This is a genomic window from Spirosoma migulaei (genome assembly GCF_054776855.1).
In genome coordinates this window covers 44,713-69,712 of sequence record NZ_BAAHBG010000044.1, presented here as the reverse complement: position 1 = coordinate 69,712, position 25,000 = coordinate 44,713, and the positions used below count along the sequence as shown (strand labels likewise).

Annotated in this window: 22 protein-coding genes; 9 read left to right on the top strand and 13 right to left on the bottom strand. The window is 47.4% G+C overall.

The features are described from left to right. Positions 1-237 precede the first annotated feature (237 nt). On the bottom strand, positions 238-714 hold the full coding sequence (locus ACYVGO_RS36665; protein ID WP_460973743.1) for an RES family NAD+ phosphorylase: 477 nt from the start codon (positions 712-714) through the stop codon (positions 238-240). Positions 715-730: 16 nt separating this feature from the next. Beyond that, complete coding sequence (parS, locus tag ACYVGO_RS36660) at positions 731-1,141, bottom strand: type II RES/Xre toxin-antitoxin system antitoxin (protein WP_460973741.1); 411 nt, start codon at positions 1,139-1,141, stop codon at positions 731-733. Between the two features lie 291 nt (positions 1,142-1,432). On the opposite strand from parS, the gene ACYVGO_RS36655 reads away from it, so the two are divergent. Beyond that, positions 1,433-2,941 carry a glycosyltransferase family 39 protein gene (locus ACYVGO_RS36655; RefSeq protein ID WP_460973739.1) on the top strand — a complete coding sequence of 503 codons (1,509 nt, stop codon included), beginning with the start codon at positions 1,433-1,435 and terminating at the stop codon, positions 2,939-2,941. A gap of 181 nt (positions 2,942-3,122) precedes the next feature. On the opposite strand, the gene ACYVGO_RS36650 is transcribed toward ACYVGO_RS36655, so the two are convergent. Beyond that, on the bottom strand, positions 3,123-3,350 hold the full coding sequence (locus ACYVGO_RS36650; protein WP_460973737.1) for a hypothetical protein: 228 nt from the start codon (positions 3,348-3,350) through the stop codon (positions 3,123-3,125). A 22-nt stretch (positions 3,351-3,372) separates the two neighbouring features. On the opposite strand from ACYVGO_RS36650, the gene ACYVGO_RS36645 reads away from it, so the two are divergent. The 6 genes from ACYVGO_RS36645 (at position 3,373) to ACYVGO_RS36620 (ending at position 11,545) form a co-directional block, all read left to right on the top strand. After that, positions 3,373-4,050 carry a transaldolase family protein gene (locus tag ACYVGO_RS36645; protein ID WP_460973735.1) on the top strand — a complete coding sequence of 226 codons (678 nt, stop codon included), beginning with the start codon at positions 3,373-3,375 and terminating at the stop codon, positions 4,048-4,050. A gap of 168 nt (positions 4,051-4,218) precedes the next feature. Beyond that, positions 4,219-4,485 (top strand): transaldolase family protein, encoded by a 267-nt coding sequence (locus ACYVGO_RS36640; protein ID WP_460973732.1) that lies wholly within the window; start codon positions 4,219-4,221, stop codon positions 4,483-4,485. A gap of 779 nt (positions 4,486-5,264) precedes the next feature. After that, entirely contained in the window at positions 5,265-6,332 is a 1,068-nt protein-coding gene (locus ACYVGO_RS36635) for a chemotaxis protein CheB (protein ID WP_460973730.1), read from the top strand. Positions 6,333-6,358: 26 nt separating this feature from the next. After that, positions 6,359-10,396: a CheR family methyltransferase gene (locus ACYVGO_RS36630; RefSeq protein WP_460973728.1), complete on the top strand. Its 4,038-nt coding sequence runs from the start codon at positions 6,359-6,361 to the stop codon at positions 10,394-10,396. A 184-nt stretch (positions 10,397-10,580) separates the two neighbouring features. Then, positions 10,581-11,006: a hypothetical protein gene (locus ACYVGO_RS36625; RefSeq protein ID WP_460973726.1), complete on the top strand. Its 426-nt coding sequence runs from the start codon at positions 10,581-10,583 to the stop codon at positions 11,004-11,006. Positions 11,007-11,020: 14 nt separating this feature from the next. After that, complete coding sequence (locus tag ACYVGO_RS36620; RefSeq protein WP_460973724.1) at positions 11,021-11,545, top strand: hypothetical protein; 525 nt, start codon at positions 11,021-11,023, stop codon at positions 11,543-11,545. A 141-nt stretch (positions 11,546-11,686) separates the two neighbouring features. On the opposite strand, the gene ACYVGO_RS36615 is transcribed toward ACYVGO_RS36620, so the two are convergent. The 10 genes from ACYVGO_RS36615 to ACYVGO_RS36570 all read right to left on the bottom strand — a co-directional run bounded on the left by ACYVGO_RS36615 (position 11,687) and on the right by ACYVGO_RS36570 (position 21,258). After that, positions 11,687-12,415 carry a hypothetical protein gene (locus ACYVGO_RS36615; RefSeq protein ID WP_460973722.1) on the bottom strand — a complete coding sequence of 243 codons (729 nt, stop codon included), beginning with the start codon at positions 12,413-12,415 and terminating at the stop codon, positions 11,687-11,689. A gap of 90 nt (positions 12,416-12,505) precedes the next feature. After that, on the bottom strand, positions 12,506-12,838 hold the full coding sequence (locus ACYVGO_RS36610; protein WP_460973720.1) for a hypothetical protein: 333 nt from the start codon (positions 12,836-12,838) through the stop codon (positions 12,506-12,508). Positions 12,839-12,923: 85 nt separating this feature from the next. Continuing rightward, a complete protein-coding gene (locus ACYVGO_RS36605; protein WP_460973718.1) occupies positions 12,924-13,286 on the bottom strand; it encodes a hypothetical protein in 363 nt (120 codons plus the stop codon). An 80-nt stretch (positions 13,287-13,366) separates the two neighbouring features. Continuing rightward, the gene (locus ACYVGO_RS36600; RefSeq protein WP_460973716.1) at positions 13,367-13,876 is read right to left on the bottom strand and encodes a response regulator; all 510 of its coding nucleotides are present in this window, start codon (positions 13,874-13,876) and stop codon (positions 13,367-13,369) included. A gap of 79 nt (positions 13,877-13,955) precedes the next feature. Continuing rightward, on the bottom strand, positions 13,956-15,071 hold the full coding sequence (locus ACYVGO_RS36595) for a fatty acid desaturase family protein (RefSeq protein WP_460973714.1): 1,116 nt from the start codon (positions 15,069-15,071) through the stop codon (positions 13,956-13,958). Positions 15,072-15,288: 217 nt separating this feature from the next. Beyond that, on the bottom strand, positions 15,289-15,567 hold the full coding sequence (locus tag ACYVGO_RS36590; protein ID WP_460973712.1) for a hypothetical protein: 279 nt from the start codon (positions 15,565-15,567) through the stop codon (positions 15,289-15,291). 135 nt (positions 15,568-15,702) lie between these two features. Further along, complete coding sequence (locus ACYVGO_RS36585; protein WP_460973710.1) at positions 15,703-16,809, bottom strand: response regulator; 1,107 nt, start codon at positions 16,807-16,809, stop codon at positions 15,703-15,705. Next, positions 16,806-19,244, bottom strand: coding sequence for a PAS domain-containing sensor histidine kinase (locus ACYVGO_RS36580; RefSeq protein ID WP_460973708.1), 2,439 nt, complete (start codon positions 19,242-19,244; stop codon positions 16,806-16,808). The genes ACYVGO_RS36585 and ACYVGO_RS36580 overlap by 4 nt, the downstream gene beginning before the upstream one ends. Positions 19,245-19,388: 144 nt before the next feature. Further along, positions 19,389-19,802, bottom strand: a complete 414-nt coding sequence (locus ACYVGO_RS36575; protein WP_460973706.1) for a response regulator — start codon at positions 19,800-19,802, stop codon at positions 19,389-19,391. A 460-nt stretch (positions 19,803-20,262) separates the two neighbouring features. Then, positions 20,263-21,258 carry a helix-turn-helix transcriptional regulator gene (locus tag ACYVGO_RS36570; protein WP_460973704.1) on the bottom strand — a complete coding sequence of 332 codons (996 nt, stop codon included), beginning with the start codon at positions 21,256-21,258 and terminating at the stop codon, positions 20,263-20,265. Between the two features lie 311 nt (positions 21,259-21,569). Here ACYVGO_RS36570 and ACYVGO_RS36565 point away from each other — a divergent pair, with 311 nt between their 5' ends. Beyond that, a complete protein-coding gene (locus tag ACYVGO_RS36565; RefSeq protein ID WP_460973702.1) occupies positions 21,570-22,730 on the top strand; it encodes a ComEC/Rec2 family competence protein in 1,161 nt (386 codons plus the stop codon). 1 nt (position 22,731) lies between these two features. Then, a complete protein-coding gene (locus ACYVGO_RS36560) occupies positions 22,732-24,987 on the top strand; it encodes a ThiF family adenylyltransferase (protein ID WP_460973700.1) in 2,256 nt (751 codons plus the stop codon). Positions 24,988-25,000: the final 13 nt, after the last annotated feature.

Here is a 25,000-nt window from a genome sequence, read left to right as displayed (position 1 = left end):
ACATCCACTCCGGTTTGTTTTTTGAGGAGAATCTTGGTAGTCGCGTGTCTTGTCCGAGAATCAAGGGACGTTTTTCTGAACGGTTTTGACGCTTATGACAACTCGTTCAATTAATAATAGATGACTGCCCTTTTTGTGAACGATTAGAAATGAACTAATTTATACAAATCAATCCATTTAAGTTACATATTTCATACTCTCTCGTTCGACTATGTACAGGTCTGCTAATTGAATGAATTATGGATTGTCTTGCTGCCAGAGTCGACGTTCGATGGGAAAAGGCTCTTGGTGAAGAACCCGAATTCGGGTAAAAGCCGAATGAGCCGGATGAAACAAATAATTGTAGGACATCGGCACCACCACCGAAGGAACAGCCACCACTAGTGTAGTGGGCTCATGCAGCCAATCCCGTAAAATCCACTGGGTCCGCTCGTAGCTTTCTTCATTCCAGTAGGCAGGCAAGTCGGCCGGTGACAAAGTGGTTAACGAGTCATCAGGCACCTCCAGGGTAAACAGAACTAGTTTAGGCAACTTCTCGTACTTGACCCGAGGTTGGTGCACTAACGATTCGACTAGGGCCAGAGCAGGCGAGGAGGTGGTATACAGGAGGGGGTATCCCTTTGGGTTCCACCGGCCACCAAATAACCGCGCTCCTTCGGTAGCCAATGGCTCTTGAATGTATTTTGCTTTGACGGTTCGATAAACGGTTAACATCGAGGGAGTAGGATAACTAGCCGACAATGCCGTGTTCAATACGCCCCAGCACATCATCCACCAGACCAAACCCGGTCGTTGTGTCGAGAAGAGACAAGGGAGATTGAGTATTAAGTTCACGAATGGGTGAACGAAGCCATTCGGCCAGTGTCTGGGCATCCTCATCGAAGACATCCAGCCCATGTTGCAACAAGTTGGTTAGCAACAGCAGCCGCTCGGAAGCGTCTCGGGCCAGTTTATCGTCGGCTTTGAGTCGATGTAGGTTGCGTACCGACATGTTCAGGATGCGAGCCAGTTCAATATCGGTCAAACCGGCTAACTGGGCTACCTGATCCGCTTCTGTTCGCAGCATACCTTGCCGGGATTTATCAATGACGGTGTAAGGGGTGTAAACTGCCGTCTGTGGAGGGAATGTTGCGTATGCCATAGAAGTACAATGCCTTTTTTCACTACTATAACTGCAATATGACCATAGTCGTTCGATGCTACAAATTATAGCAAAGTCCGGATGTAAATTTATTGCTCTTGATCAGCGCCTAATCGGACGTTCAGTGATCAGTTTATGCTTCAAGCCTCTATCCTGATCGATAACTTAGCGTGAATTTAACAAAGGCCGGCGTAGCTATTTGTCTAATCAAATGGGTATCTTGGTCAATCCATTCGCCCCAAACTTTCCAAACACAACGCACTTTTATAGCAACTTTATTGATCATAGTCAATGACGAAAAGGTCTGCCTTATTGATTGGGTTTATTGCCTTGAAGTTTTTACTGCAATACGTCTTGATCAATCCCGAATATAATTTACATCGGGATGAATACCTGCATCTGGACCAAGCCAACCATCCTGCCTGGGGGTATTTGTCGGTACCGCCCCTCACCTCCTGGGTTGCCCTAATCATTCGATGGCTTGGGAACCCAGCTTGGGCCGTTCGATTTTTCCCGGCCTTCTTTGGGGCCTTAACCATCCTGGTCGTTTGGAAAACAGTAGAGGAGTTGAAAGGGAATTTATTCGCTAGTGTGCTAGCGGCCACTTGCTTGGTTTTTTCCGTCCTATTACGATTAAACCAGCTTTTCCAGCCTAACTCCCTGGACGTTTTGTGCTGGACCAGCCTGTATTTTGTCTTGATCAAATACATTGACACCAAAAACAATCAATGGCTCTATGTATTTGGGACTGTCTTTGCGGTCGGGTTCTTAAATAAATATAATATTGTTTTTCTATTGATCGGCCTGTTTCCGGCATTACTGCTGACTCAGCAGCGTCAGCTGTTGCTCAATCGACACGTTTACCTAGCCTTGGGGGCAAGCCTTTTGTTGATCATGCCCAACCTGATCTGGCAATACCAACATGAGTTTCCGGTCATTCACCACATGCGGCTACTGGCCCAGACCCAACTGGTTAAGGTGAACCGGGCCGATTTCCTGAAGGAACAAGTCCTATATTTCATAGGCTCTTGGATCGTTATCATCGCTGGATTATATGGACTGCTTGTGTATAAACCATTCGTAGCTTACCGATCTCTGTTTTTCGCCCTTTTATTTACGTTGGCGACCTTTACTTTCTTAAGGGCTAAAGGTTACTATGCTATTGGGGTTTATCCAGTTTACTTGGCGTTTGGGGCGGTTTTTATTTCAGTTAAACAACCATCGGTATGGGTACGAGCCGCCTTGATAGCCATTCCGATTCTGTTTTTTATTCCGGTATTTCAGGTAGCTTTCCCGAATAAACCACCGCAGGAAATCGCCCAATATCCTGAGCGGTACCAAAAATTGGGGCTCCTACGCTGGGAAGATGGAAAAGATCATGCGTTACCGCAGGATTTCGCGGACATGCTGGGCTGGCGTGAATTAGCCGCCAAGGTGGATTCGGTCTATGCCCGCTCGCCCAATCGGGATAAAACACTCATTTTATGTGACAATTATGGACAGGCTGGCGCGATTAATTATTACACGCACCAACAAATTAGAGCCGTCACCTTTAATGCGGACTATATCAACTGGTTTGATCTCAAAAAAAAATATAGCCATCTTATCCGAATCAAAGAAGCCGGGCCGGTAGCCAATGAACTGATAGAGACAGGGCCTTTTTTCAAGACGGCCTATGTTGCGGATTCAATTAGGAGTCCATTTGCCCGGGAGCATGGGACGACCATTTTTGTCTTTGAATTTGCTAAGGTAGACATCAATCGACGGCTAGTGAACGAGATTGAGCAAGCTCAGTGGTAAGTTACTAAGGGCACGATTAGCCTTGGGGTCGTGTGTCATTGGCGGCAGAATAAGTGTGAAACCAAGTAAAGATTTAAATCTGAGTCGGACGTTTAAATGAACGATTTTTCAGTGAACGATATGCCTTGTAAATAGCTTATAGTTAAATCGTTATAGGAGATTTTCGATCCTGACCATACCTTTAACTGGACGCTTTGAATGTTGCCCTATCCTGTAATCCCCTGTTTGTGCGAGCACCATTGGCTGCCCAGGACATGAATATAACCTTCTGTAAGAGATACTCCCCATCCACGGCTCCGAAAGGGTCTGGAATCGAAGATGAGTTCAGTGTTTGCAGAACGTTAATTTCAATCGTGCGCACAATCGAATCCAACGGGATGCTGGCCGGATTGCCATCGAAGGGATTCATCAGGATCAGCCTATCCAAATGCGTGACGTGGAAGACAAACCCAATTAATCAGTCCAGACCAATCGACCACATTCCGGCTTCTTCAGCAATATCGATGGTCAAAATAAAAATCAGCAGCCAGATAAAGACCCAAGTAAAATACAGATACGTAGCCGGAAAACGCAAAGCGTTCACCTTTTGGAAATACTATTCTATTCAATGTAAACAGTTTAGTCTTGCACAGACGGAGCAGTCTAACAGAGCCATTTTCTACGGGGTCGCCGTGGCCGACATTCAGCGCGCAGCGGACTTGTTTGCACCTGTATATGAAGACAAAATAAGCGGTGCTGATGGCTTTGTGAGCCTGGAAGTATCACCCTATTTCGCCCTTGACGCAGAAAAAACCATTCAGCAGGCGCGGTTCTTGTGGCAAGCAGTAGACCGGCCCAATGTTATGATCAAAATACCGGGCATCCAGACTTGTCTTCCGGCAATTCGGCAAGCAATTAGCGAAGGCATCAATATCAACGTAACCCTATTGTTTGGACTGGATCGTTATCGAGCTGTTGCCGAAGCCTATATCGCTGGTTTGGAAGATCGCCTGCAGGCAGGCCAGCCCATCGACCAACTGGCTTCCGTAGCTAGTTTCCTCATCAGCCGCATTGATACGCTGGTTGACCCCCTGCAAAAGGAGCAAGTGTTTACTGAATTAACGGGTTAAGTGGCCATAGCCTTAGCTAAAGGAGCCTGTACCAGTTATAAACAGCTATTTAGCAGCGAGCGGCTTAAAAAATTAGCTGACGCAGGGGCAGTGCCGCAAAGGCTGCTCTGGGCCAGCACAGGAACCAAAGATCCTGCTTTTTCAGATGTTAAATACATGTAAGCTTTCATGGGCCCTGAAACGGTCAATACCGTACCCATGGATACGCTGAACGCCTTTCGTGATCATGGCCAGGCCTTCTTAAGCCTTACGAGCCATGATGAGGAGGCTATGCAGGTACTGCAGTTGGTTCAACAAGCAGGTATAGATCTGAATGAGGTAGCTCAGCAATTGGAAGATGAGGGCATCCAGAAATTTAATGCTCCGTACGCCAAATTGCTTTTGGCAATCGATCAGCAGCGAAATGCGTTGGTTTCGTCTTCCGATAAGCTGTAAAATTTGATACCTCATTTACACCCGTCGACAAAAATCAGTGCTGTTTAAATGTTCAATTTGATACTTTGTTTCCAAGGTGAATTTCTATAGAATGAAATTTAATTGTCGAGCCTATCAATTGCTTTACAGAGTTATACAACCGCTCAGCGGACTGTAATCATAGTAATATACTTTCCTTTTTAGAGCGCACAAGGCTTGGCGATATGTGGACTTAACTAAGCTTCGTACCGCTTTAAATACCCAGTGAAAACCATTTGGTCTGGTTGGTCACGACAATCCTTTATTTTATGCCTGTTTTTTTGCGTCAATTTTTATCTGCAACTCATCACACATCCTCCTTACAATTGCTAATTGCTCACGGTTTTCCTGTTGGCATTGCTCCAATTGATTCAACAAGATCATTGCGTCTTCTGTTCTCTGAATCAGTCGTTTATAAAAAAATTCCAAGTAGTTTAGCCGTTCTGATTGGCTTTAGAATAGATGTTTCATTAATTCGGTTGCTCTAAAAATAGTCTCAATTGAATTAATTGTTCAACAACCTATTGAATGTGCTGGAGAAAGATTTTTTAACCTAATGTATAGCCTATAGGTTTTCCTAGTGAACATTAAAAATTAACCGGGGACATTACCAGATATGTTGGGTAGTATAACCAAGGGTAATTCCTCTATATTCGTGAATGCAAGTCCACACCTAACCAAGCGCTACGACTCAAGTCGCTTTCAACTCCTCGTTAGTAGCCTGCCAGTAGCCGATTCGACAGACCACACCTTGTCCTTACATGGAAAAACGAAATATTATTGTCATAGGCGCATCGGCTGGTGGCTTCGAGGCCATTCAACAACTCATCGCCCGTTTGCCTCCTGATCTGGACGCGGCCATTTTTATTGTCTGGCACATGGCACCTACGGTTCAGGGGGTCATGCCCCAGGCACTCCGTAAGCTAACGACTTTCCCCGTTGCCCATGCTGTTTCGAACGAGCTCATTCGGATGAATCGCATTTATATCGCGCCACCTGATCATCATTTGCTGCTGGAAAATGACCACGTCCGCCTGACCCATGGGCCCAAAGAAAATCGCTTTCGTCCTGCCATCGATCCGCTGTTTCGCTCAGCGGCCTATGCCTATGGCAACCGGGTAATCGGCGTGATCTTGTCCGGTGCTCTTGACGATGGTACAGCCGGTTTATGGACCATCAAGGAATATGGCGGTATGGCCCTGGTACAGGACCCCAAGGAAGCTCCGGTATCGGCCATGCCCGAAAGTGCCATCCGCCAGGTAACCATCGATGCAATTGCTCCCATCGCTCAATTAGCCACTTTATTGGTCCAACTGGTAGGGCAAGAGGTTGACCCGACATCATCCATACCTGTAAATCAGGATGAAAAAACGAAAACCGAGATTCGCATCGCGGCTGAAGACACGGCACTAGGTAATACAATGGCTCAATTTGGTCAGTTCAGTGCTTACGCCTGTCCTGACTGTCACGGGGTGATGATAAAGATTGAGGAGGGATCGCTCGTCCGTTATCGGTGCCATACTGGTCATGCTTATTCGGCCGATTCCCTGCTAGCCAGCGTAACCGGGAAAATTGAGGAGAGTTTGTATAGCGCTCTGCGGGGTATGGATGAACGGGTTATACTGCTCAACCAGCTTGGCGACCAGTTTGCTGCAGCTAACAAACCCAGGCAGGCGGCCCTTTATTTTCAGCTAGCTGAGGCAGATCAACAGTGGAGTGAGTTGCTACGTCAGGCCGCACGAATTCAGCCTGCACTAAAACCGGAAAGCCTGGATGATCAACCTATCAGTTCCAACGGTGTTGTGCCGGTTCACTCTGCTCTTCTGTAATTTCCCTTATCTAGACCACCTTCCCCTTGAGTAAGAAAAAATCAACCCCAGAAACCCCAGATCAGCCCACGCTGGCAGAGACAATCATTGTGGGCATTGGAGCCTCCGCGGGGGGCGTTGAAGCGCTAACCCAGTTTTTTAAGCAGGTGACTCCCGATTCAGGTCTGGCCTACGTAGTGATCCTACACCTTTCGCCCGATTATGACTCCCAGCTGGCCCAAATCCTACAGGGAGTAGCCAGCATTCCGGTCCATAAGGTGGAGCAACGGGTGCTGGTCCTAGCTAATCACGTCTATGTCGTTCCTCCCGATAAGCATTTGCAAATGGATGACGAGCACCTGGTGGTGATCCCCAATGCCCAGATCGAAGACCGCCGGGCACCAGTGGATATTTTCTTTCGCACCCTGGCCGAGTCACACATGGAACGGGCAATCGGGGTGATCCTCTCGGGTACGGGGGCCAACGGCTCCATGGGCCTCAAGCGAATTAAGGAGCGGGGTGGAGCAGTCTTTGTGCAGAGTCCCCGTCAGGCCGCTTACAACGAGATGCCCCGCCATGCCATAGCGACTGATCTGGTGGATGATATCCTGCCTGTCGAGGAGATTCCGTCCCGATTGCGGGCGTATGCTCACAACTGGGTAGCGCTGGTTATCGCTGGAGGGCTCCAGCCTGGATCTGATGAGCCCCAGCATGCTCTGCGGGAGGTGTTTACGCAGCTCCGCGTGCATACTGGCCACGACTTTACCAATTACAAGCGCCCTACGATGCTCAGGCGAATCGAGCGACGCATCAACGTGCATAACCTGCCCGACCTGCCCGCTTATGTCACCTTCTTGCGGGCGCATCCTGAGGAAATCCAGGCTCTGCTAAAAGATCTGCTAATCTCGGTTACCAATTTTTTTCGAGACAGACCCGTCTTTACCACCCTGGAGCTGCAGCTAATGCCTTTATTAACCCAGGCCAAAACCCAGGACGATACCCTGCGCATCTGGGTGGCGGGCTGTGCTACGGGAGAAGAAGCCTATTCGCTGGCGATGCTTTGCGCTGAACGGACGTTGGATGTAGTTGATGCGCCAACGGTACAGATCTTCGCCACTGACCTGGATGAGACGGCGCTGGCAACCGCCCGTGAAGGGCTTTATACCCTCAATGATGCCGCTGACGTTTCACCCGAACGGCTCCGTCGCTTTTTTACCAAGGAGGGGGAGGAGTACCGCGTTCGGCCCGAAATTCGGGATATGGTTTTATTTGCCCACCACAATGTGCTCAAAGACCCGCCCTTTTCCCGGCTGAATCTGGTGAGCTGCCGTAATTTACTTATTTACTTCAATCAAACGGCCCAGCAACGGGCACTGGAGACGTTTCACTTTGCCCTTAACCCCGGAGGCTATCTGCTGTTGGGTCTGGCCGAGAGTACCGATGGGAAAGGTGATCTGTATGCCCCCTTCAACCGGGAGCATCACCTGTTTCAAAGTCGGTCCGTGGTCACCCGTACCTACCCGGTGCCCGAGAACAGTGCTGGGGTAGGCTCCATCCAGAAACGGGTGTCAGGCGCTAGCCAGGCCAATGAGAATCCGGTGCACGGCCGCATGAGTTATGGCGAGCTGCATCACCAGGTGCTTGAGCAGTATGCTCCTCCCTCGATCCTGGTCAACGAGGCTTTAGATATCCTTCACCTGTCCGAGCGGGCGGGGCAGTTCTTGCAGATCGGGGGGGGCGAGCCGTCCAAAAATCTACTTCAACTCATCCTGCCTGACCTGCGTTTGGAACTTAGGTCTGCCTTCTACCAGGCTGCTCAGCAGCGAAACCCGGTGGTGGTGCCCCAACTCACGGTTCGCTTAGGGAACCAGTCTCAACTGATTACCCTCCATGTTCGTCCGGTATTAGGGGAGGGTAATCCAGCCCGTGGGTTTATGTTGGTTCTCTTTGAACCGACAACCCAGGAATCAGGCGAACCTGCCCGTGAGCGTTTTGCCATCGAGCCTATGGCCCATCAACTGGAAGAAGAACTGATTCGAGTCAAGACGCAGTTACGGATGGCAAACGAGCAGCATGAACTACAGGCCGAGGAACTGAAAGCGGCCAACGAAGAGTTGCAGGCCATCAACGAAGAATTACGTTCGTCAGCCGAAGAGTTAGAGACCAGCAAGGAAGAACTTCAATCGATCAACGAAGAACTCACCACCATAAACCAGGAGTTAAAAATAAAAGTAGAAGAGCTTTTACTTGCCAGTAACAACCTGCAGAATCTGATTAATGCCACTGACATTGCCACCCTGTTTCTGGACCGGAGCCTTCGTGTTAACCTATTTACGCCAGCTTCGCGGACTATTTTTAACTTAATTGCTACCGATGCGGGGCGGCCTTTAAGCGATATTACCGGCCGACTTGACTATCCCCTGTTGCAGGCTGATGCCGAATCGGTGCTGGACACTCTCCAGCCCATCGAGCGGGAAGTGAGTACTACAGACGGACGCATATTTATGGGACGCATGATACCTTACCGCACGGCTGACGACCGGATCAATGGTCTGGTGCTAACGTTTGTCGACATCACCCAGCGTAAGAAGGCGGAAGAAGCTAACTATTTTCTGGCCTCGATCGTCGAATCATCTCAGGAATCGGTACTGACCGTCAATTTTGCGGGTCTGATCACCAGTTGGAACCAGGCGTCAGAAGCGCTTTATGGCTACTCATCGCAGGATGTCATTGGTCAACCACTTTCTCAACTTGCCCTGCCCCAGGATCTGGCCAATGTCTTAGGCGATATAAAGAAAATAAAACAAGCTCAGCAACTGGATAGCTTTGAAACGGTTCACATCACCAATACTGGGCAGATCGTGAATCTGGAAGTGGCACTCTCGCCGGTGAAGGATGTCGCTGGGCAAGTTATTGGCGTCTCTACAGTGGCTCGTGATATTACTAGGCGCAAGGCTACCGAAGAAGTCTTGCGGGAGTCGGATCGACGAAAAGACGAATTTTTGGCCATGCTGGCTCATGAACTGCGAAATCCACTGGCACCGGTTCGTCACGCATTGCAACTGCTGACGATAAACGCAGAACAAAATGAGCCGATGCGCTCAGTTCTGGCCGTGATGAGTCGTCAGGTAGATCACCTGGTTCGTTTAGTGGATGACTTGCTGGATGTGAGTCGCATCAATCAGGGAAAAATTGTGCTGCAGCCGGCGCTACTCGATCTAGGAATAGTATTGGCTCATGCTGTCGAAAGCGTACAGTCTCTCTATGAATCGCTTTCCCGTGAATTGACGGTTGTTTTGCCCACCGAACCCTTGCAGGTACTGGGTGATGCCACTCGCCTAACGCAGGTGATCACCAACCTACTTACCAATGGTGCCCGGTACACGCTGGAAGGCGGGCAGGTTTGGGTCGATCTGGATCTGGTGGATAACCAGGTTCGCTTGCGGGTGCGCGATAACGGCATTGGTCTGGCGGCTGACCAGCAGGAACGTATCTTCGAATTGTTTGCGCAGGTCGACAATTCACTGGCCCGTGCTAAGGGTGGGTTAGGATTGGGGCTAACGCTGGTCAAACGCCTGGTTGATCTGCATGGTGGACGGGTGGAAGTTCGAAGTGATGGAGTGGGTAAGGGGAGTGAATTTCTGGTTTATTTACCTGGTTTTACCGGATCTACCCAAGCGCTGCCAATTCCTCCCGACCCGAATCTATCAAATCCGCCTGGTCGTCGGATTTTAGTCGTAGATGATAATCCCGACGCGGCTGATACCTTCGCTTTGCTGCTGGAGATGAGTGGTTACCAAGTCGATGTTCGTTATAATGGCCAGCAAGCGCTGGAAGCGGCTGAACATCTGCGGCCGGAGGTGATCCTGCTCGATATTGGCATGACGGGTCTGGATGGCTATGAAACGGCGCGCCTGATTCGCCAGCAGCCTTGGGGTCGTGATTTGATTCTGATTGCCCTGACCGGTTATGGACAAGCCGACGACAAACGCCGGAGTCAGGAAGCTGGTTTTACGGGGCACCTGGTAAAGCCTGTTGCGCTGGAAGCAGTAACTGAGTTGCTGGATTCGATCCTACCGTCCTGAAAGTCGAGTTGGCGGTACTCGTCAGCAGGTAGGAGCCAACTGATAAAGGGTAAATGGTAACTCCACTCTGGTTGTTTAGCTAATACTTTATTGGGTAAATTGATTTATTTTGAGTATTTATGAGATAATAGTAGGTTAATCAATTTTATTGTTTAATCTTTATTTAGTCAGTCCATCGTTCTAAATGACTAAGGTGCGGTTGAAACGAACGCAGACACACTTTCCTTTGGACTCGTCGGATGAAGAAAATTACGAGCTAATTCTGGCAGAGTGGCTACAGGCAATTGAGCTACTGGCTCACGGCTATCAACAAGTAAATTTGTTGCTAGCCGTGAGCCAGTCTCCCATTTTTCCGCCAACCCAATTTATGGGGCTCAACTGGAATTCACAAGTAGAATCCGATTTAAAGCAACTACAACAGGAGGCTTGTATGCTATTGGGTGGATTAAGTGACCAGATGCAAAGGCAAGATTGCTCCCCTAAGGCACCACTTACGGTTAGTCAACTTCGGCAGCATACAGTGCTGATATCGGAATTAAACCAACGCCTTCAGGATACCCTTTACCGGATCAGCCCCTCTTACACAGCGAATCGATTTAACCTTAATTAAAGCGCATCAGCTCCATGGAAAAGGCCACGGATACGTTTGAAACTCTCCTGGAGAAGTACCTATTTACGGCATCTTCTGTCGTCATTGACCAGCTCGACTCTGCTCATCAGGATCAACTCGTTCACTTGTTGATCAGCTGTAATAAGAGCCATATCGTTTCGCCCCCCATGGCCGAATCTGAAAACCAACAGGTCATTAAGTGCTCTAAGGAGAAAGGGGGGGATCAATCCGTTGAGGATAAGTTACGGGCGCAATGGCAGGTAGCCGTCCGCCTTCCCGGGAAGGATTATGTGGTTTATCAAAAACGTCAGTTAGTTATTTATCAGACCCATATCGACTTATTGCTTTACCAGATTTCCCGCCTGAGAAACCTGCTTGAGCAGGCAACAGGAAGAGAAGCAACTAAATATGGCGAGCTGATCCGGCTAGCTCAGTATCAAACCCGTCAGGATGAGTATATAGTTAAGGTGGCCAAGTTGCGCGCCGATCAACAAAAAGTAAGCGTTCAATTGAATTTGTATTATGAATCCATTGCCTAAATTGACCCTCGAGGCCAACAAGTCACCACACTGCGCGAAAATGACACATTCATTGAGGGCGTAGCAGTTGAGCAGGGCAACGCAGTCCTAAACACGGATTAATCTCTGTTTAGGGGAGTTGACAACCTCACACCGTACAACTTATGATTCACTAACCTCTTCAAAAGGAGAAGAAGCTAATAGTCGGTTCAGAAGGTTCGAAGCAGCATTCACGTTTCGATTGAGCATATCCAAGTATTTGGCTCGATCATCGGTCTTGAGTGGCCTTTGTAACAAGCTGGCTACGGTGGATAGAATGCCGAAGGTGCTACGGAGGTCATGCTCTACTTGCCGCAGTTGCTCGACGCGCTGGATAGCCGACTCGGGGCGTGTATTGGACACTTGCTGAATCGTTTGGGGTGGCCTTTCTACTCTGGTTTGCCGCAATCCATCAGCATAGCAATAGCTATCCCTATTGACCTGCTGCGACAACTGGAGTAGTTGACTAAATACTTGGCTAATTACCCTGGGCTGGGTTTGAGGATGATGTTCCAGAAACAGCAGAATCTGTTCACTCAAGACGTCGTAGAAATTAGCTATACCCTTAGCCCATTCTCCGAGGGAGTCTTCCCCTTGCCAGTGGTGAAATTGACTGACCCGTTCACCCAGGTTTCTTGTCTGGGACCCGTTCAGGATATTCTGGATGAAGAGGGCTAAGAGTGCCCGTATCGCTTCCGTAAACTCCTGGCGAGAAAGACAGGTAAAGGGAACTAGAGCTTCAGCTTGTAAGCATTTCATCATCCACCGCTCTACGATTTTTTCCTGTTGTGTTGATAAATGGCTGACCAGGCTCCTGCGTTGTGTTTTATCGGCGTCAGTTAATGAGTCCATAAGTTGGTCAGATTTGGTGGTTAGTTATATAGATGTAAGAGGGTTTCCTTACTTATAAGACCAGCTTTTAAAAAGGGAATGATTCTGGAGTCAACCAGTCTGGTTTTGATGCGCTAGTAGCTGGATTTTCGTCGAAAATAAATTCACCTGAAGGGGAATAAGCTGCACATTTACATTGACTCTGGGTGAGCCAGCATGATCACCAATGGGTTTTAAGCCATAGATGGCATTGGTGATCGCTAATTCATGCGTTTCAGTCCGGTTCCGGATTACCAGTGTATTTGCTAGGCTACCATCCAGGATAATCTGCATAATGATGCCTTGGAAAAAGGGAAATTCATTCGCGGCTCCGAACGGCTGATCGACCCAGACCGTGTCACCAACCATAAAGGGAATATCAACTGGTTTTAGAGTAAGTTTCATTGGATGTTTTTGGTACCTGCCCGATGGTCGATCTGTATCTATACTGATAAATGAAGACTCACTAGATTATTACTTACGAACTCACTTAGTCGTTACAGGTGGAAAGATTGAAGGGATCGGTCATCTCAAAACCAGCCTGTTGTTGCAGTTGACACCAAGTCTGATAGACCTCAAAGCCAGCCCGTCTATACTGCCCTAGCAAGTAGTTAAAGTGTTGACCTGTTGAGGCATGATCAACCAGTGGAGTCCGATAGTTTTCGAGTAACTCGTCAGGATTATCCTGAAGTTGTTCCCAGAATGTCCAATCCTGCGGTGATAATTGCTGCTTCAAGTAAACATCAATTGAGTGATTACTACTCTGCAAAGGGTCAGTTACTTGTTGGTCGAAGCTCTTGATAAGTTTAGTAATACGATCTAAAGCAGATAATTCGTCGCGAGCTTGATTCATTGGTTGGTGCGGTCATAGAAATTTTAGATACTTTATAAGAAGCAATGTGTAAACAAAATGGATGGGAACAGAATGCTTTACTAGTTTAAATGCGTCTTATCCGATTGTGATGAATGAAAGGACAACGACCCCCAATCCCACCAATAGCGTCGCAGCGTATAAAATGTTGTTAGCCATTGGTGAAAAGTACTTGGTTTGCTAATAAAGGAGGCAATATTATAGGTATTGCATTCAATAATATCAGTATATTCTTTCGAGTTACTCAGGATAATGACCGGTACCTGTTGATAATAAGGGTGGCTTTTGAACCGTGATAACAGCGCCAGACCATCGTCTCGTCTGGGTAAGTACAATTCCATCAGGATCAAGCTAGGAATATTGTTTTTTTTGAGTAAACAGTGTTCCAGATACAAACAGTGTTCTAGGTACGTTGAACTCTGGGCTGGGTTATTGATCCATATAGGTTCTACCTCAGGAAAACATTTCGCCAGGGCAGAGCGGATCAGTAGCCACTGATTCGCATTGTCCTCAATTAGCAGGATTGAAACCCGGTTTTTCTTACGGACTTTTGGGATAGTCACCTTACCCATAGTGTACTATTCGTTTGTTGATGAAGTCATTGTAAACCTGAATTGTCTTGCTTGGTAGATGGTAACAGATCAAGAGTTACTAACGCCCAGTGCCCTCCGGAACCCCTAATCGCTTCAGGAGTTGGTAATGGGAAACCAGCGCAGAATAAAAAGTTAGGTTCTCTATATACGGTAGGCCAAATTCACGAGCTGTCTGTTTAACAATAGGCGCAATGGCCGGATAGTGAATGTGACATATTTTAGGGAACAAATGGTGTTCAATTTGTCGGTTTAAGCCCCCGCAGAAAAAAGTAGCCAGCCGACTTTGGGGTGCGAAATTGGCCGTCGTTTGTAATTGGTGAATAGCCCAGGATTCATTAATGGTACCCCTTGGGGTTGGTATCGGAAAGGCGGTTCCTTCTACGATATGAGCCAGTTGAAAAACCAACCCCAGTGCTAACCCCTCCGTTACGTGCATAGCCATGAAACCCAGTAGCACTTGCCACCAGGAAAAGTCAAGCACAACGATTGGTAACACCAGGAAAAATCCATAATAGGCCGCTTTATAAGCAAACAAATTAATGTATTCCGTGCGGGGGTGGTTCGTGTTGTCGAGTGGGCCAATCTTCGCCTGAAAAAACTTGACATAATCCTTTCGAAATACCCAGGACAGGGAAGCCAGTCCGTAGAGGAAAAAGGCATAAATATGCTGAAAGCGTTGCCAGGGCTGGTGCAGTTCATCCCGATGCAGCCGAACCAGGCCCGGTGCTAATTCAATATCCTCATCGTGGCCGGCAATATTGGTATACGTGTGATGAACAACATTATGAGTTAGTTTCCACAGGTAGGGGTTTGCCCCCAATAGATAAAAACTTTTACTGAGCAGCCGGTTGACCCACCCCTTATTAGAGAAGGCGCCATGAATGGCATCGTGGGATACGTTGAAGCCTACTCCGGCGGCACAAAGTCCCAGGAGCAGCGCAAAGCTTAGCATCGCAAGTCCACCAAATTGATTCGACAGAATCAAAGCATATAGTAGGCAATAGGTGAAAAGAAAAAAAACTGCTTTTTGCCACATGGCCCCGTTGGCATGGGGAGAGAGGTTCCGCTGAGCAAAGTACGAATCGACCCGACTTCGGGCGGTGGCAAAGAATAGAGACTGTTGAACAGGGCTGAATTTAAGTGTTGTTTTCGGTTGAGTAGCGACATGAATCATAGGGACAAAATTGCCCGGTTAAACTGACGCAATCAATGAGCTAAACCAGGTAAAGAAAGATAGTTAGTAGTAGGCTTCCTGACGAATGTCATCTGAGGAGTTGACAATGAATAGACCACTCGAGTTAGCCTGGGTTCGCTTACCTGACCGTCGATGGGCGACAGTCCTTCATTTATCCGTGAAGTCGTTTTGAGTTAAAAGCCTCTGGTATAGGTAATTACTTCTTCGCCTTCACCTTGGTCAGTAAGCCCGTAGTTGGCAGACCTTCTGTGTAAGCCAATCCGATTAGCCAGGTTAGAACATGTTTTTTATCCGGCCAGGGTGGGTTAGGGTACTGCCACGCTTTGGTCATAGTGCTCATCAGGATCGCTTCAGATCTTGAGGCCGACAAATTAGCTAGTATAATAAGGCCCCATAGCTTGGGCGCGTACTGATCATAAAATAGTCTAAAGCCCTGAAGGTCCTTAATCGTGGGTTTGGGCGGATATGGATTCATGGCTACGTTACATAGTTACCGCAAAGATCGCGGAACTGACTCGTAGCAACTAGGATAGCGAGTAGACTCGACGAAGATAAATGACAGGTTCAGAGATGATGCTCATCAGGTTCGGACATGCCTATTATCAGGCATTCAGCGTTTTAAGTTAATCAGCTTGTCCATATCGAGCAGGGTAATCTGACTACCATTGATTTCAATCAGTCCTTCCGCTCGTAAATCACCCAAAATACGAATGACCGTTTCGGTGGAGGCTCCCACCAGATCCGACCAGTTCTCACGCGATAAACTCATGGGTAGAGACTGGTTATGGAACTGATCATCAGGCAGGCGGCCTTCTAACAGTTTTGCGTCGGGCTGGGGGTAAAATGTTCGCTGAACTAATAATAGGGCTTCAGCCACCCGTTTACGGACCGACTGATAGGCTCCCTTTAAAAGTTTGTCCTGTAGATTAGCGACCTCGCTTGCCAGCATCTGGCTAAACCGATTCGCCACAACTGGCTGATGATCAATCAAAGCCATAAGGTCGGAGGTCGGAATAGTGCAGACCAGGGCATCCTCCAGCAGCTCGGCCGTGTCGGTGTAAGGCCTCTGGGTTAATAGAGCATGGTAACCCACAAAATCTCCCGGGCCAATTAACCCCGTGATGAATTGATTGCCGATCGCGTCGGTTTTAACGACTTTGCCTTTTCCCTGACTTATAAAATACAAGGCCGTCGGCCAGCTTCCAGTTGTATACAGGCGGTGTTTTCGGTTATACTGCGTGGTCGGATAGTGATCACACAGGGACTGGCGGGCATTGTTTTCCTCCAGAATTGCCTGTCGAAGACTTTTCAGGTGGTCGGAGTTCACGGCTGGATCGGTCGATACAACGGGTCCTTTTTTGAGCCGGAGTTCCACGGCGCCAAGCAGGCTTACATCATCGAAAGGCTTGGTCAGGTAGTCGTCTGCGCCCAGGTTCATACCCACTCGAAAATCAGCAGCCTCGGCTAAGGCGGTTAGGAAAATAAACGGAACCTCGGCTAAGTCGGGATCTTTGCGAAGGATATGGAGCACGCCGTAGCCATCCAGATCAGGCATGCGGATGTCGCACAGGATCAGGTCCGGGTGGGTCTGGCGGGCTAGTTCGATACCTTCTTTGCCGTTGGCCGCCTGCACCACCTGGTAAGGTGCCAGCTGAAGAATTTCGGCAATATTGGCCCGCATCGTCGGTATATCTTCAATGACTAGAATGGTTTTCATGGGAGAGGAGAAAAGAAGGGAATTTGAACGGTGAAAACTGTTCCCGCATCAAGCTGGCTGAAGGTAACCTGTCCACCCAGCAAATCGACGCAACGTTTGACTGCGTATAAACCCAAACCTATTCCGTCGACATGATTGACATTGCGCGCGCGGAAAAAATTTATAAACAGGTTGTCTTTATCCGCATCCGGAATGCCAATGCCTTCATCCTTGACAGTTAGTTGGAGTTTATCATCCGAAACGCTTGTGGTAAGCTCAATTTGTTTATTATCCGACGAATATTTACTGGCGTTGCTGAGCAGATTAATCAGGATTTGTTTGAGTAATTGTCCATCGAGCGCCAACATTGGCTCGCCCGATAGATGAGAATAGATAATGCGCTGATTAGGTTTGATCATGGTACGCATATGGTCGATCACCTCCTGGCAAAAGGTGATGATATTGATCGAGGTCGGTTTGGCACGCGGACTAGACTGTTCTAGCTGACTCAGGGAGAGAAAATCCGTTAATAAACCTGTCAGACTTTGCACGGCTAGTTTAATGTGCTGCACATGTCGTTCCCGTTTTTCTCTATCATCCGGCCCGTTGTAGCGTCCGATCAGGGACGCCGAGGAGAGAATCAGGCCCATAGGCGTACGAAATTCATGGGAGGCCAGGGTGATAAAGGTTGATTTTAGCTCATTAAGCTGTCGCTCCTGGATAAGTAACTGCTCCGTTTGCTGGCGAGCAATGACCCGCTCAGTAACGTCGGTACACACCACCAGAATGCGATCAAGGTTCCCCTTGGCATTAATCAGGGGTTCATATACAAAATCAAAATAGCTTGTACTGAACTGCCCGTTTTGCCGCAGTTGCGTGGGAACTTCCTTGCCTTCATAGGCTTGTCCCGTCCGGTACACATACTCCAGAAAGGTTTCAAAGCCCTGACCAACTAATTCGGGTATGGCGTTGAGCAGCGGTTTCCCGACGAGTTGATCCACCGTTCGACTCGTGATGGCGCAGAAGAGTAGATTGGCCAATTCAAAACGAAAAGCCGGTCCTGCACCAACAATGGCTATGGCTATGGGTGCCCGTTCAAGTAAGGTTTGGAGTCGGTTGGCGTTTTCGGCCATAATCTGCCGCTCTTCCCTGGATTTGGTTACCTCCGTGGCCACGACCATAATACGGTCAACCTCTCCCTCCGGACTACGCAATGGCTCGTAAATAAAATCGAAATAGACCGTCTTTAATTGCCCATCGCGGTAAAGTAGCGCTGGCTGATCGGTCCCCGTAACTGCCACGCCGGTCTGGAGCACGGTATCCAGCATAGCCTCAAATCCCTGTCCTTTTGATTCAGGAGAGGCCACAAACAGGGGTTTCCCCAATAGCTCGTCCGGAGTATGATTCCAGAGTTGACACAACACCGGGTTAGCCCGTTCGATGATATAGTCAGGGCCATACCAAATACCCACGCCCAGGGGTGTTTGCCGAAACATAGCATCTAACACTCGCTCATTGGTCTCGATCTGCTGTCGGGCCCGTACGGCCGTGGTGACGTCGGTGAGGATAACGACTACCCCCGTAATGGTCTCCTCGCCGGTCACTTGATCGACTGACCGACGTGGCTGATAAATTTTGTCTACGTAGATCGTTTCCCGCTGGCCGTTTCGAAGCAGTACCACAGGCAATTCACGATTCACAGAGGGTATTCCACTCGTAAGCACTTGCCTGACTATTTCCAGGATGCCTTGTTCGCCCAATTCGGGCATTGCCTCCAGCAATGGCTGGCCAATCAGACATTCGGGTATTCTCCCCACGAGATCGCAGTAGAATGGATTGGCCATTTCCAGGATAAAGTCGGGTTCCGGCCCAATGATCGCCACGCCAACAGCGGCTTGCTCAACTAAAGTAGCCAGATTTCGTTCGTGTTCTTGCCCAGCCCAAACCAGCTCTCCTTTTTGCCGCTCGGCCAATTGGGTGTCGGTCGTTTCAGTTGCCAGGCAAAAAATGCCCCCGACATCGCCAGATTCGTCATAAATCGGGCTATGCGAAAAACTAAAGTAAGCTGCCTGGAGAACGCCGTCCCGATTTATTATCAGCCGTTGATTATCTGATCCGTTGGCTTGGCCCCAAGTACGAACGGCATTCAGCCTAGGCTCGAGCGTATCCCATAATTCTGGCCATATAGCCTGAGCTTTACTCCCCAGCGCCTGAGGATGTTTTTCACCAAGAATTAATCGATAGGCATCGTTATAGAGCATGACCAGGTCAGCTCCCCAGCAGATCAGGATAGGAGCGGGTGAGTTCAGGCAAATACCCAGGGTTGACTGTAGGCTTTGGGGCCATTGCTCTGGTGGCCCAAAACTAGTAGTAGACCAGTCTTGCATGCGAATACGTTCCCCCAGCTCTCCACCTCCAACCAGAAAAGCGGGTATAGTGGATTTTTTTGCTCCCATAGTCCTTTGTTAATCAGCTTACCAGGCAGGCTGGATCATGAGCTTGCCTGGTTTCCTTTATTCGTCACTCCCTAGCCCTACATAAACATACATAAATCCCCCATACGATTAGTTAGATAGGTATGGGAGGATTACTCAGTTGCCTTAGATAAAAAAACAGCTTCGGATGTTTTGGGCAATCTGATCCAGCCCTGAATAGGAAATTGGTTTTTCCAGATACTGGCTGGCACCAGCCTGGTATGCAATAGCTATTTGTGCTGGTTGTGCATCACTGGAGAGGATCACAGCCGGAATGTGTCGAAGTAAGGGATTTGCCTTTAGGGCCATTAGAGTCTCCAGCCCGTTTAGTTTGGGCATATTCATATCCAGTAAGATCACCTGAATCGGTTGGGCTGTGGGAGTTTGGCTCCAGTTACTCAGCAGTGTCAATAGTTCAGTCCCGTCCTTCGCTTCGACAATAGTCACAGCGGGATGGACGTGCTGGAGAGACTGGCGCATGAAATAGCGGTCATCTGCATCGTCGTCGGCCATATAAATCACGGGGTTTGTATCGTCCATTAGGAAAGCTTGTTGTGCGGTAAAAGTTCGTTAACCAAAGTTGATAAGGCGCAAATAGGTTACCTATGACGATGGATAGGTACGGATATGATTATTTGCGGCTTGGATTAACCATGAAGTTCCGAATGAGGCCAATTTGGGGCAAGTTTCAAAACGACCATTCTTAGAGAGGACAATAAACAAGCTTTGTATACTTTTTCTCAGACTTTCTTGTACTTGTCTTGTCCTAGAATTTATTCGGACGTTTTTCTGAACGGTGTTCGGGTAGGAGGAAAGGGGCTGGAAACGGTCCTTTTTGCGTTCAATAAAACCGTTCAGTTTAATAGTTCAGCGTTTTATGTGGGTTAAAGGTTTTTTTGGACGATTTCTGCAAAAAATATTTGAAAGTAGTCACATTGACTTGACAGAATTAACATACTCGGCCGAACGAAAAGGTATATTTAGCTGGATTGTTAAATTCTTATTCATACTGTTGGAATGCATTTTTGAACAGCTTTTTCATTGACTTACGGAGTGACACTGGAGCAAGTACTTTCAAATCGGGTCCAAACCCTAGTAAGAGTGTTTTAAATTCTTGGTTAATTATCAAACGAAGCTCAATTTCCACCCCTTCTGATGTATCAGTAATTTTTCGTTGAGTGTGGTGTATTTTTTTCGTAAGTACATAAGGTGCCCGGCCGCCAGAAATGTGTAAACGAATCGTTTCTACACCTGGGTTATTTTCGGGGATAGTTACTCCAATGAGTGATTCAAAGTAGGAATTGAAATCGATATCTACTGTGCGAAATTCTAATTGACTATCCTCGATCAAATTGATACGGTCTAAAGCATAGTTTTGCAAGTGAAAACCTTTGGTTTCATTAAGAGCGATTAAATACCATCGTCCATTATAGGTCTTTAAAAGCTGCGGGTGTACTTCTTGATGACTAGCCTTCACAGCTCGATAAGATTGATAATGCAGTACTACTGGGGTTCTTTCACGAATTGCCTTGTATAACGGCTTTAAATTTGAGATGCCCGAATAATCTGGTGCTGATTCAAGCTGGAGTATTGGAGTAGAGGAAGAGCCAGCACTTGGCACCTGCCGTTCCAATCGTTGAATTAATTCATTTAAGTCATCTGTTAGCCCCAAGCCTCGAAGGCCTTTCAATGTGTGCAGACTTTGATGCAGCAGAACCAGATCTTCACTGGTCAGTAATGATTTAAAAATAGAGAAATCAGAGTCGGTGTAATGATATCCTTTCAGACGGGTATATACTATCGGTGCATTATAATGCGTGTTTGAACGCATGGCTTCCAAATCCCCTCTAAGCGTTCGTATAGAAATCTCCGCTCCAGTATTATTCTTCACTCTTACCTCGTTCAATAGTTCCTTGAACGTCCAAATGCGATTTCTACGATGTAGACAGCTATCGATGATAATGTAGCGGTTTAGAGCATTTTTATTGGTTGGCATTCTACTTGGGATTTTTACTTGTAATGCTGAATAAATCTGTTTGGAAATTATCCGATTTGGCTAAGTACGTTCTTAGAGAAGTCGCTGTCAAACAAGGAGCAAAATAAAATTTATAAATTTTTTAACTGTGCAAGTAGGTTGCACAGTTGCTTCTTTCCTTTGCCCCAGCAACTGTATAAAACCATTCTCGGTCGTAGCCGAACATAGATTGGAAAACTGTTATCAGTTTCTAACTAGCAATTTTACGAAACTAGAAGTGGCCAATTAGTTACTAATACGTTTTAAAATCTTAATCATTAAACTACTTCAGTATGGCTAATCCTACGATTAAATATTTTCCAGTGGGAAACGGCGACATGTCGTTGATCACCCTGGAAGACGGTACCAGAATATTGGTTGACTGTAAGCTGACCGCGAAATCCGATGAAAGCACCGATCTAAAAATTTGCGATGTCAAGAAGGAATTGCTGAATTCGCTTCAAAAACGGAATGGAAATTACTACTTGGACGTATTCATTCTTACCCACGGTGATCGTGATCATTGCCACGGATTCAAAGACAACTTTTACCAGGGCGATCCTGCCAAGTATGGGCAGAAAGATCGTGATCAGAATCTGATCATTATGGACACAATGTGGTTTTCACCCATGATTGCCGAGCAGTATACCAATGATGATGAAGATGCACATCAGTGCGAAGCGGAAAGGCGGCTTGATCTGCACAGGACTAATCATCCAGATAGAGACAAGCCTGGTAACCGCATCAAAATTATCGGATACGACAGCAACAAAGAGTATCAAGACCTAAATCATTTACGGGTTGTGCCAGGAGACGTGGTGAAACGATTCAACGATACTGATCAGCAGACCTTCTCGATTTTCATTCACGCCCCGTTCAAGATCCATCTGGATTCCCCGAATAAGGATAAGAACTCGGCCAGTATTGTATTTCAGGCCCGATTTAAGGCATACAGTTGGCGTTCTGACTACTGCTGTTTGGCCATGTTCGGTGGGGATTCGGACCACACCACGTGGGTAGAGATTTTGGAGCGTACGAAACGGTTCAAGAATGATGTCAATGAACAGGCTTTGAACTGGGACCTGTTTCTTGCACCCCACCACTGCTCCTGGAGTTTCTTCAATGATACCTCAGCAGATGATGTACAGCCCACTTCTCTCGAGGCCCTGGGTTATGCCCGTAGTGGAGCATGGGTAATTGCCTCCAGTAAGAAGATCGTTAACAACGACGATAATCCCCCTTACGCTGATGCCAAAAAAGAATACATAAAAAAGCTATCCGGTTCGGACAAGTTCCTGAATACGGCTATAGAACCGAATGAGTCTTCGCCAGAACCGATAGTTTTTGATATTACGGTTAATGGCCCGGCCAGAGCTCCCAAAAAGCCCACTGGTTCTGCTTGGGTTTCTGGAGGTGGTTCCGGTGCGGCAGGAACGGTTGTAACCCAGGGATAACATGTTGCATAGTAGTTCATTACAGCCCTATATAGGTGAGTTATCTGCTGAGATTCAGTCTGCAATAAAGAAGATCAGTCAATACTTTGGGATTCGTAATTCCAAAGTATTGACGCTTGATCAATGGCACATCGTCGTACCTATCACCTACAAAGTCTCCCTTCCAAGTCGGGGTGCAGTAGATGGTATTGATATACGGGCTGAAGAACCCATGCTAATACAATTATCATTAGCTAGATTCCCTCACACCGCTCCTTTTATACTAAGTGACAGGAAAGATTTTCCCAGATCAAGGCTTTCGCATTTGTATTTTACAACGGATGATGAGCCAGCTAGGCTATGTCTAGTGCGCAATAGTCCCCATGAATGGTTCGCAACCATCAAACTAAGTGACTTCCTGGACGTGGGTGGGCAATGGCTTTATAAGGCAGCCACCGGTCAGCTCGATGAAGATGGGGATGAATTTGATCCTACCAGACTGGAGGAGAATATTGGCTCAAAGCATATTTACCGGTATGATTTGATCAACGGGATCGTCTCTAACGATCAGAGATTTGTGCCTGACCTCCCTATAGCCTTATGTGCTGGGGCACAGCTTTTGAAAGCGGGAACGGTTTATGCCTACCAAACTAATGCGCCTGTTCCGTTTATCGCATTTGAAATTGTACACGATGCCATTGTGAAGCTGCCGAAATTGGAAAATGAAGATCAGGGTGCAAATCCGGTGTTCACTTTTGTCTTCTGGGATCCAGATGGTACGACAGATGATCTGTATTTAACGTCCAGGCCTAAAAATTATGGACAGCTCAAACTGTTCTTCAGTCTGCGTGGAATCGACTTGCATCAGGCACTCTTAAAATTGGAAATGCTTGGTGCTATCCAAAGGCTTGGGCTCTCCATAATTTTCGCTATTAAACGGCCACGTAGAGTAATCGGGTACAATGGGAATTATGAATTCATTAATTTTCTGATCGTCTTGCCATCCAAAGGCATTGCTGCTTTGGATGATAGTAACAAAGTCTGGCTTCAGGGCCATATTGAACCATTCAGCAAAGACATGGCTAGGTATCTCTCTGCTAGAAACCAGACACCCGCTTCGCTTTATATCGGTGCCGGATCGCTTGGTTCTAAGTTGATACTCCATGATGCAAGAAGTGGAAACCTTCAGATAGGCATTTGTGATGACGACAACATGCTACCGCATAACTTGGCCCGCCATGAATTAGTTGCTGATCAGGTTGGCCACAATAAAGCGGACGCGCTTGCCGCTGTGATTAAGGAATTTTATTCTGCCGATAACACCAGTAAAATTGTCGCTATTAAGTCCAGTGCAATTTATCTGGACCGCGAATTTCATGAGTATCAACAGGTAATCGACACCACAGCTAGTGTGCAGGTGATGAACTTTCTAATCTCAAAACAACTGCCTGCTAACACCAGATATTACAAGACGGAAATCGCGGATTCAGGAGCCCTTGGCTTATTTTATGCGGAGGGGCACAAGCGCAATCCCAGGATGGACGATTTGGTGAACTTCGCCTGTTTTTATGCTACTAAGAATGAGCAACTACAAATCTGGCGAATGAATGATGCGCAACGCGAAGTGACCACTTTACATGTGGGTCTTGGTTGTAGTTCAACAACATCTGTGATGGCAGATGATACCTTGAGTTTCCATGCCAGTGTGTTCTCAAGAATGCTAGCCAAAGCAACCACTCAGGAAAGTAGTGGTATGCCAGGAATATTGGCCTTTTCAAACCTGGACGTAACGAAAGGGTTTCCGAGCATTAGTACAGAATACATAGACGTGCAGGCATTCGACATACTGAACTGTAAGGCCGGTAGCGGGTGGGAAGTGCGGGTGATGGGTGGCATCAAAGAATTACTTCTTGCACACGGCAATCGACAGGCACCTAAAGAAACAGGTGGGGTACTGATTGGGATCGCTAATTATAAAACGAAAACGATCCATGTCTTCGACATTATAGCTGAGCCGCAAGGCAGCCATGGAACGTGTTGCGAATTTGTTCGTGGTGCCAATAACTTGCCAGCTGAAATTGACGAGATCAAGAAAGTGACTGGTAATGTGATTGGTTACATAGGGGAATGGCATACCCATCCCATGAATCTAAAAGGGTTAAGTACAAAGGATGAAAAAACCATTGCTGAACTTAGCGTATTGAACCGCATGATTCCTATACCAACCTGCGCCTTAATCGTGACGCCGGATGAACTACTGGTTTATGTTTACGAGTAAATTTTGGATTGGC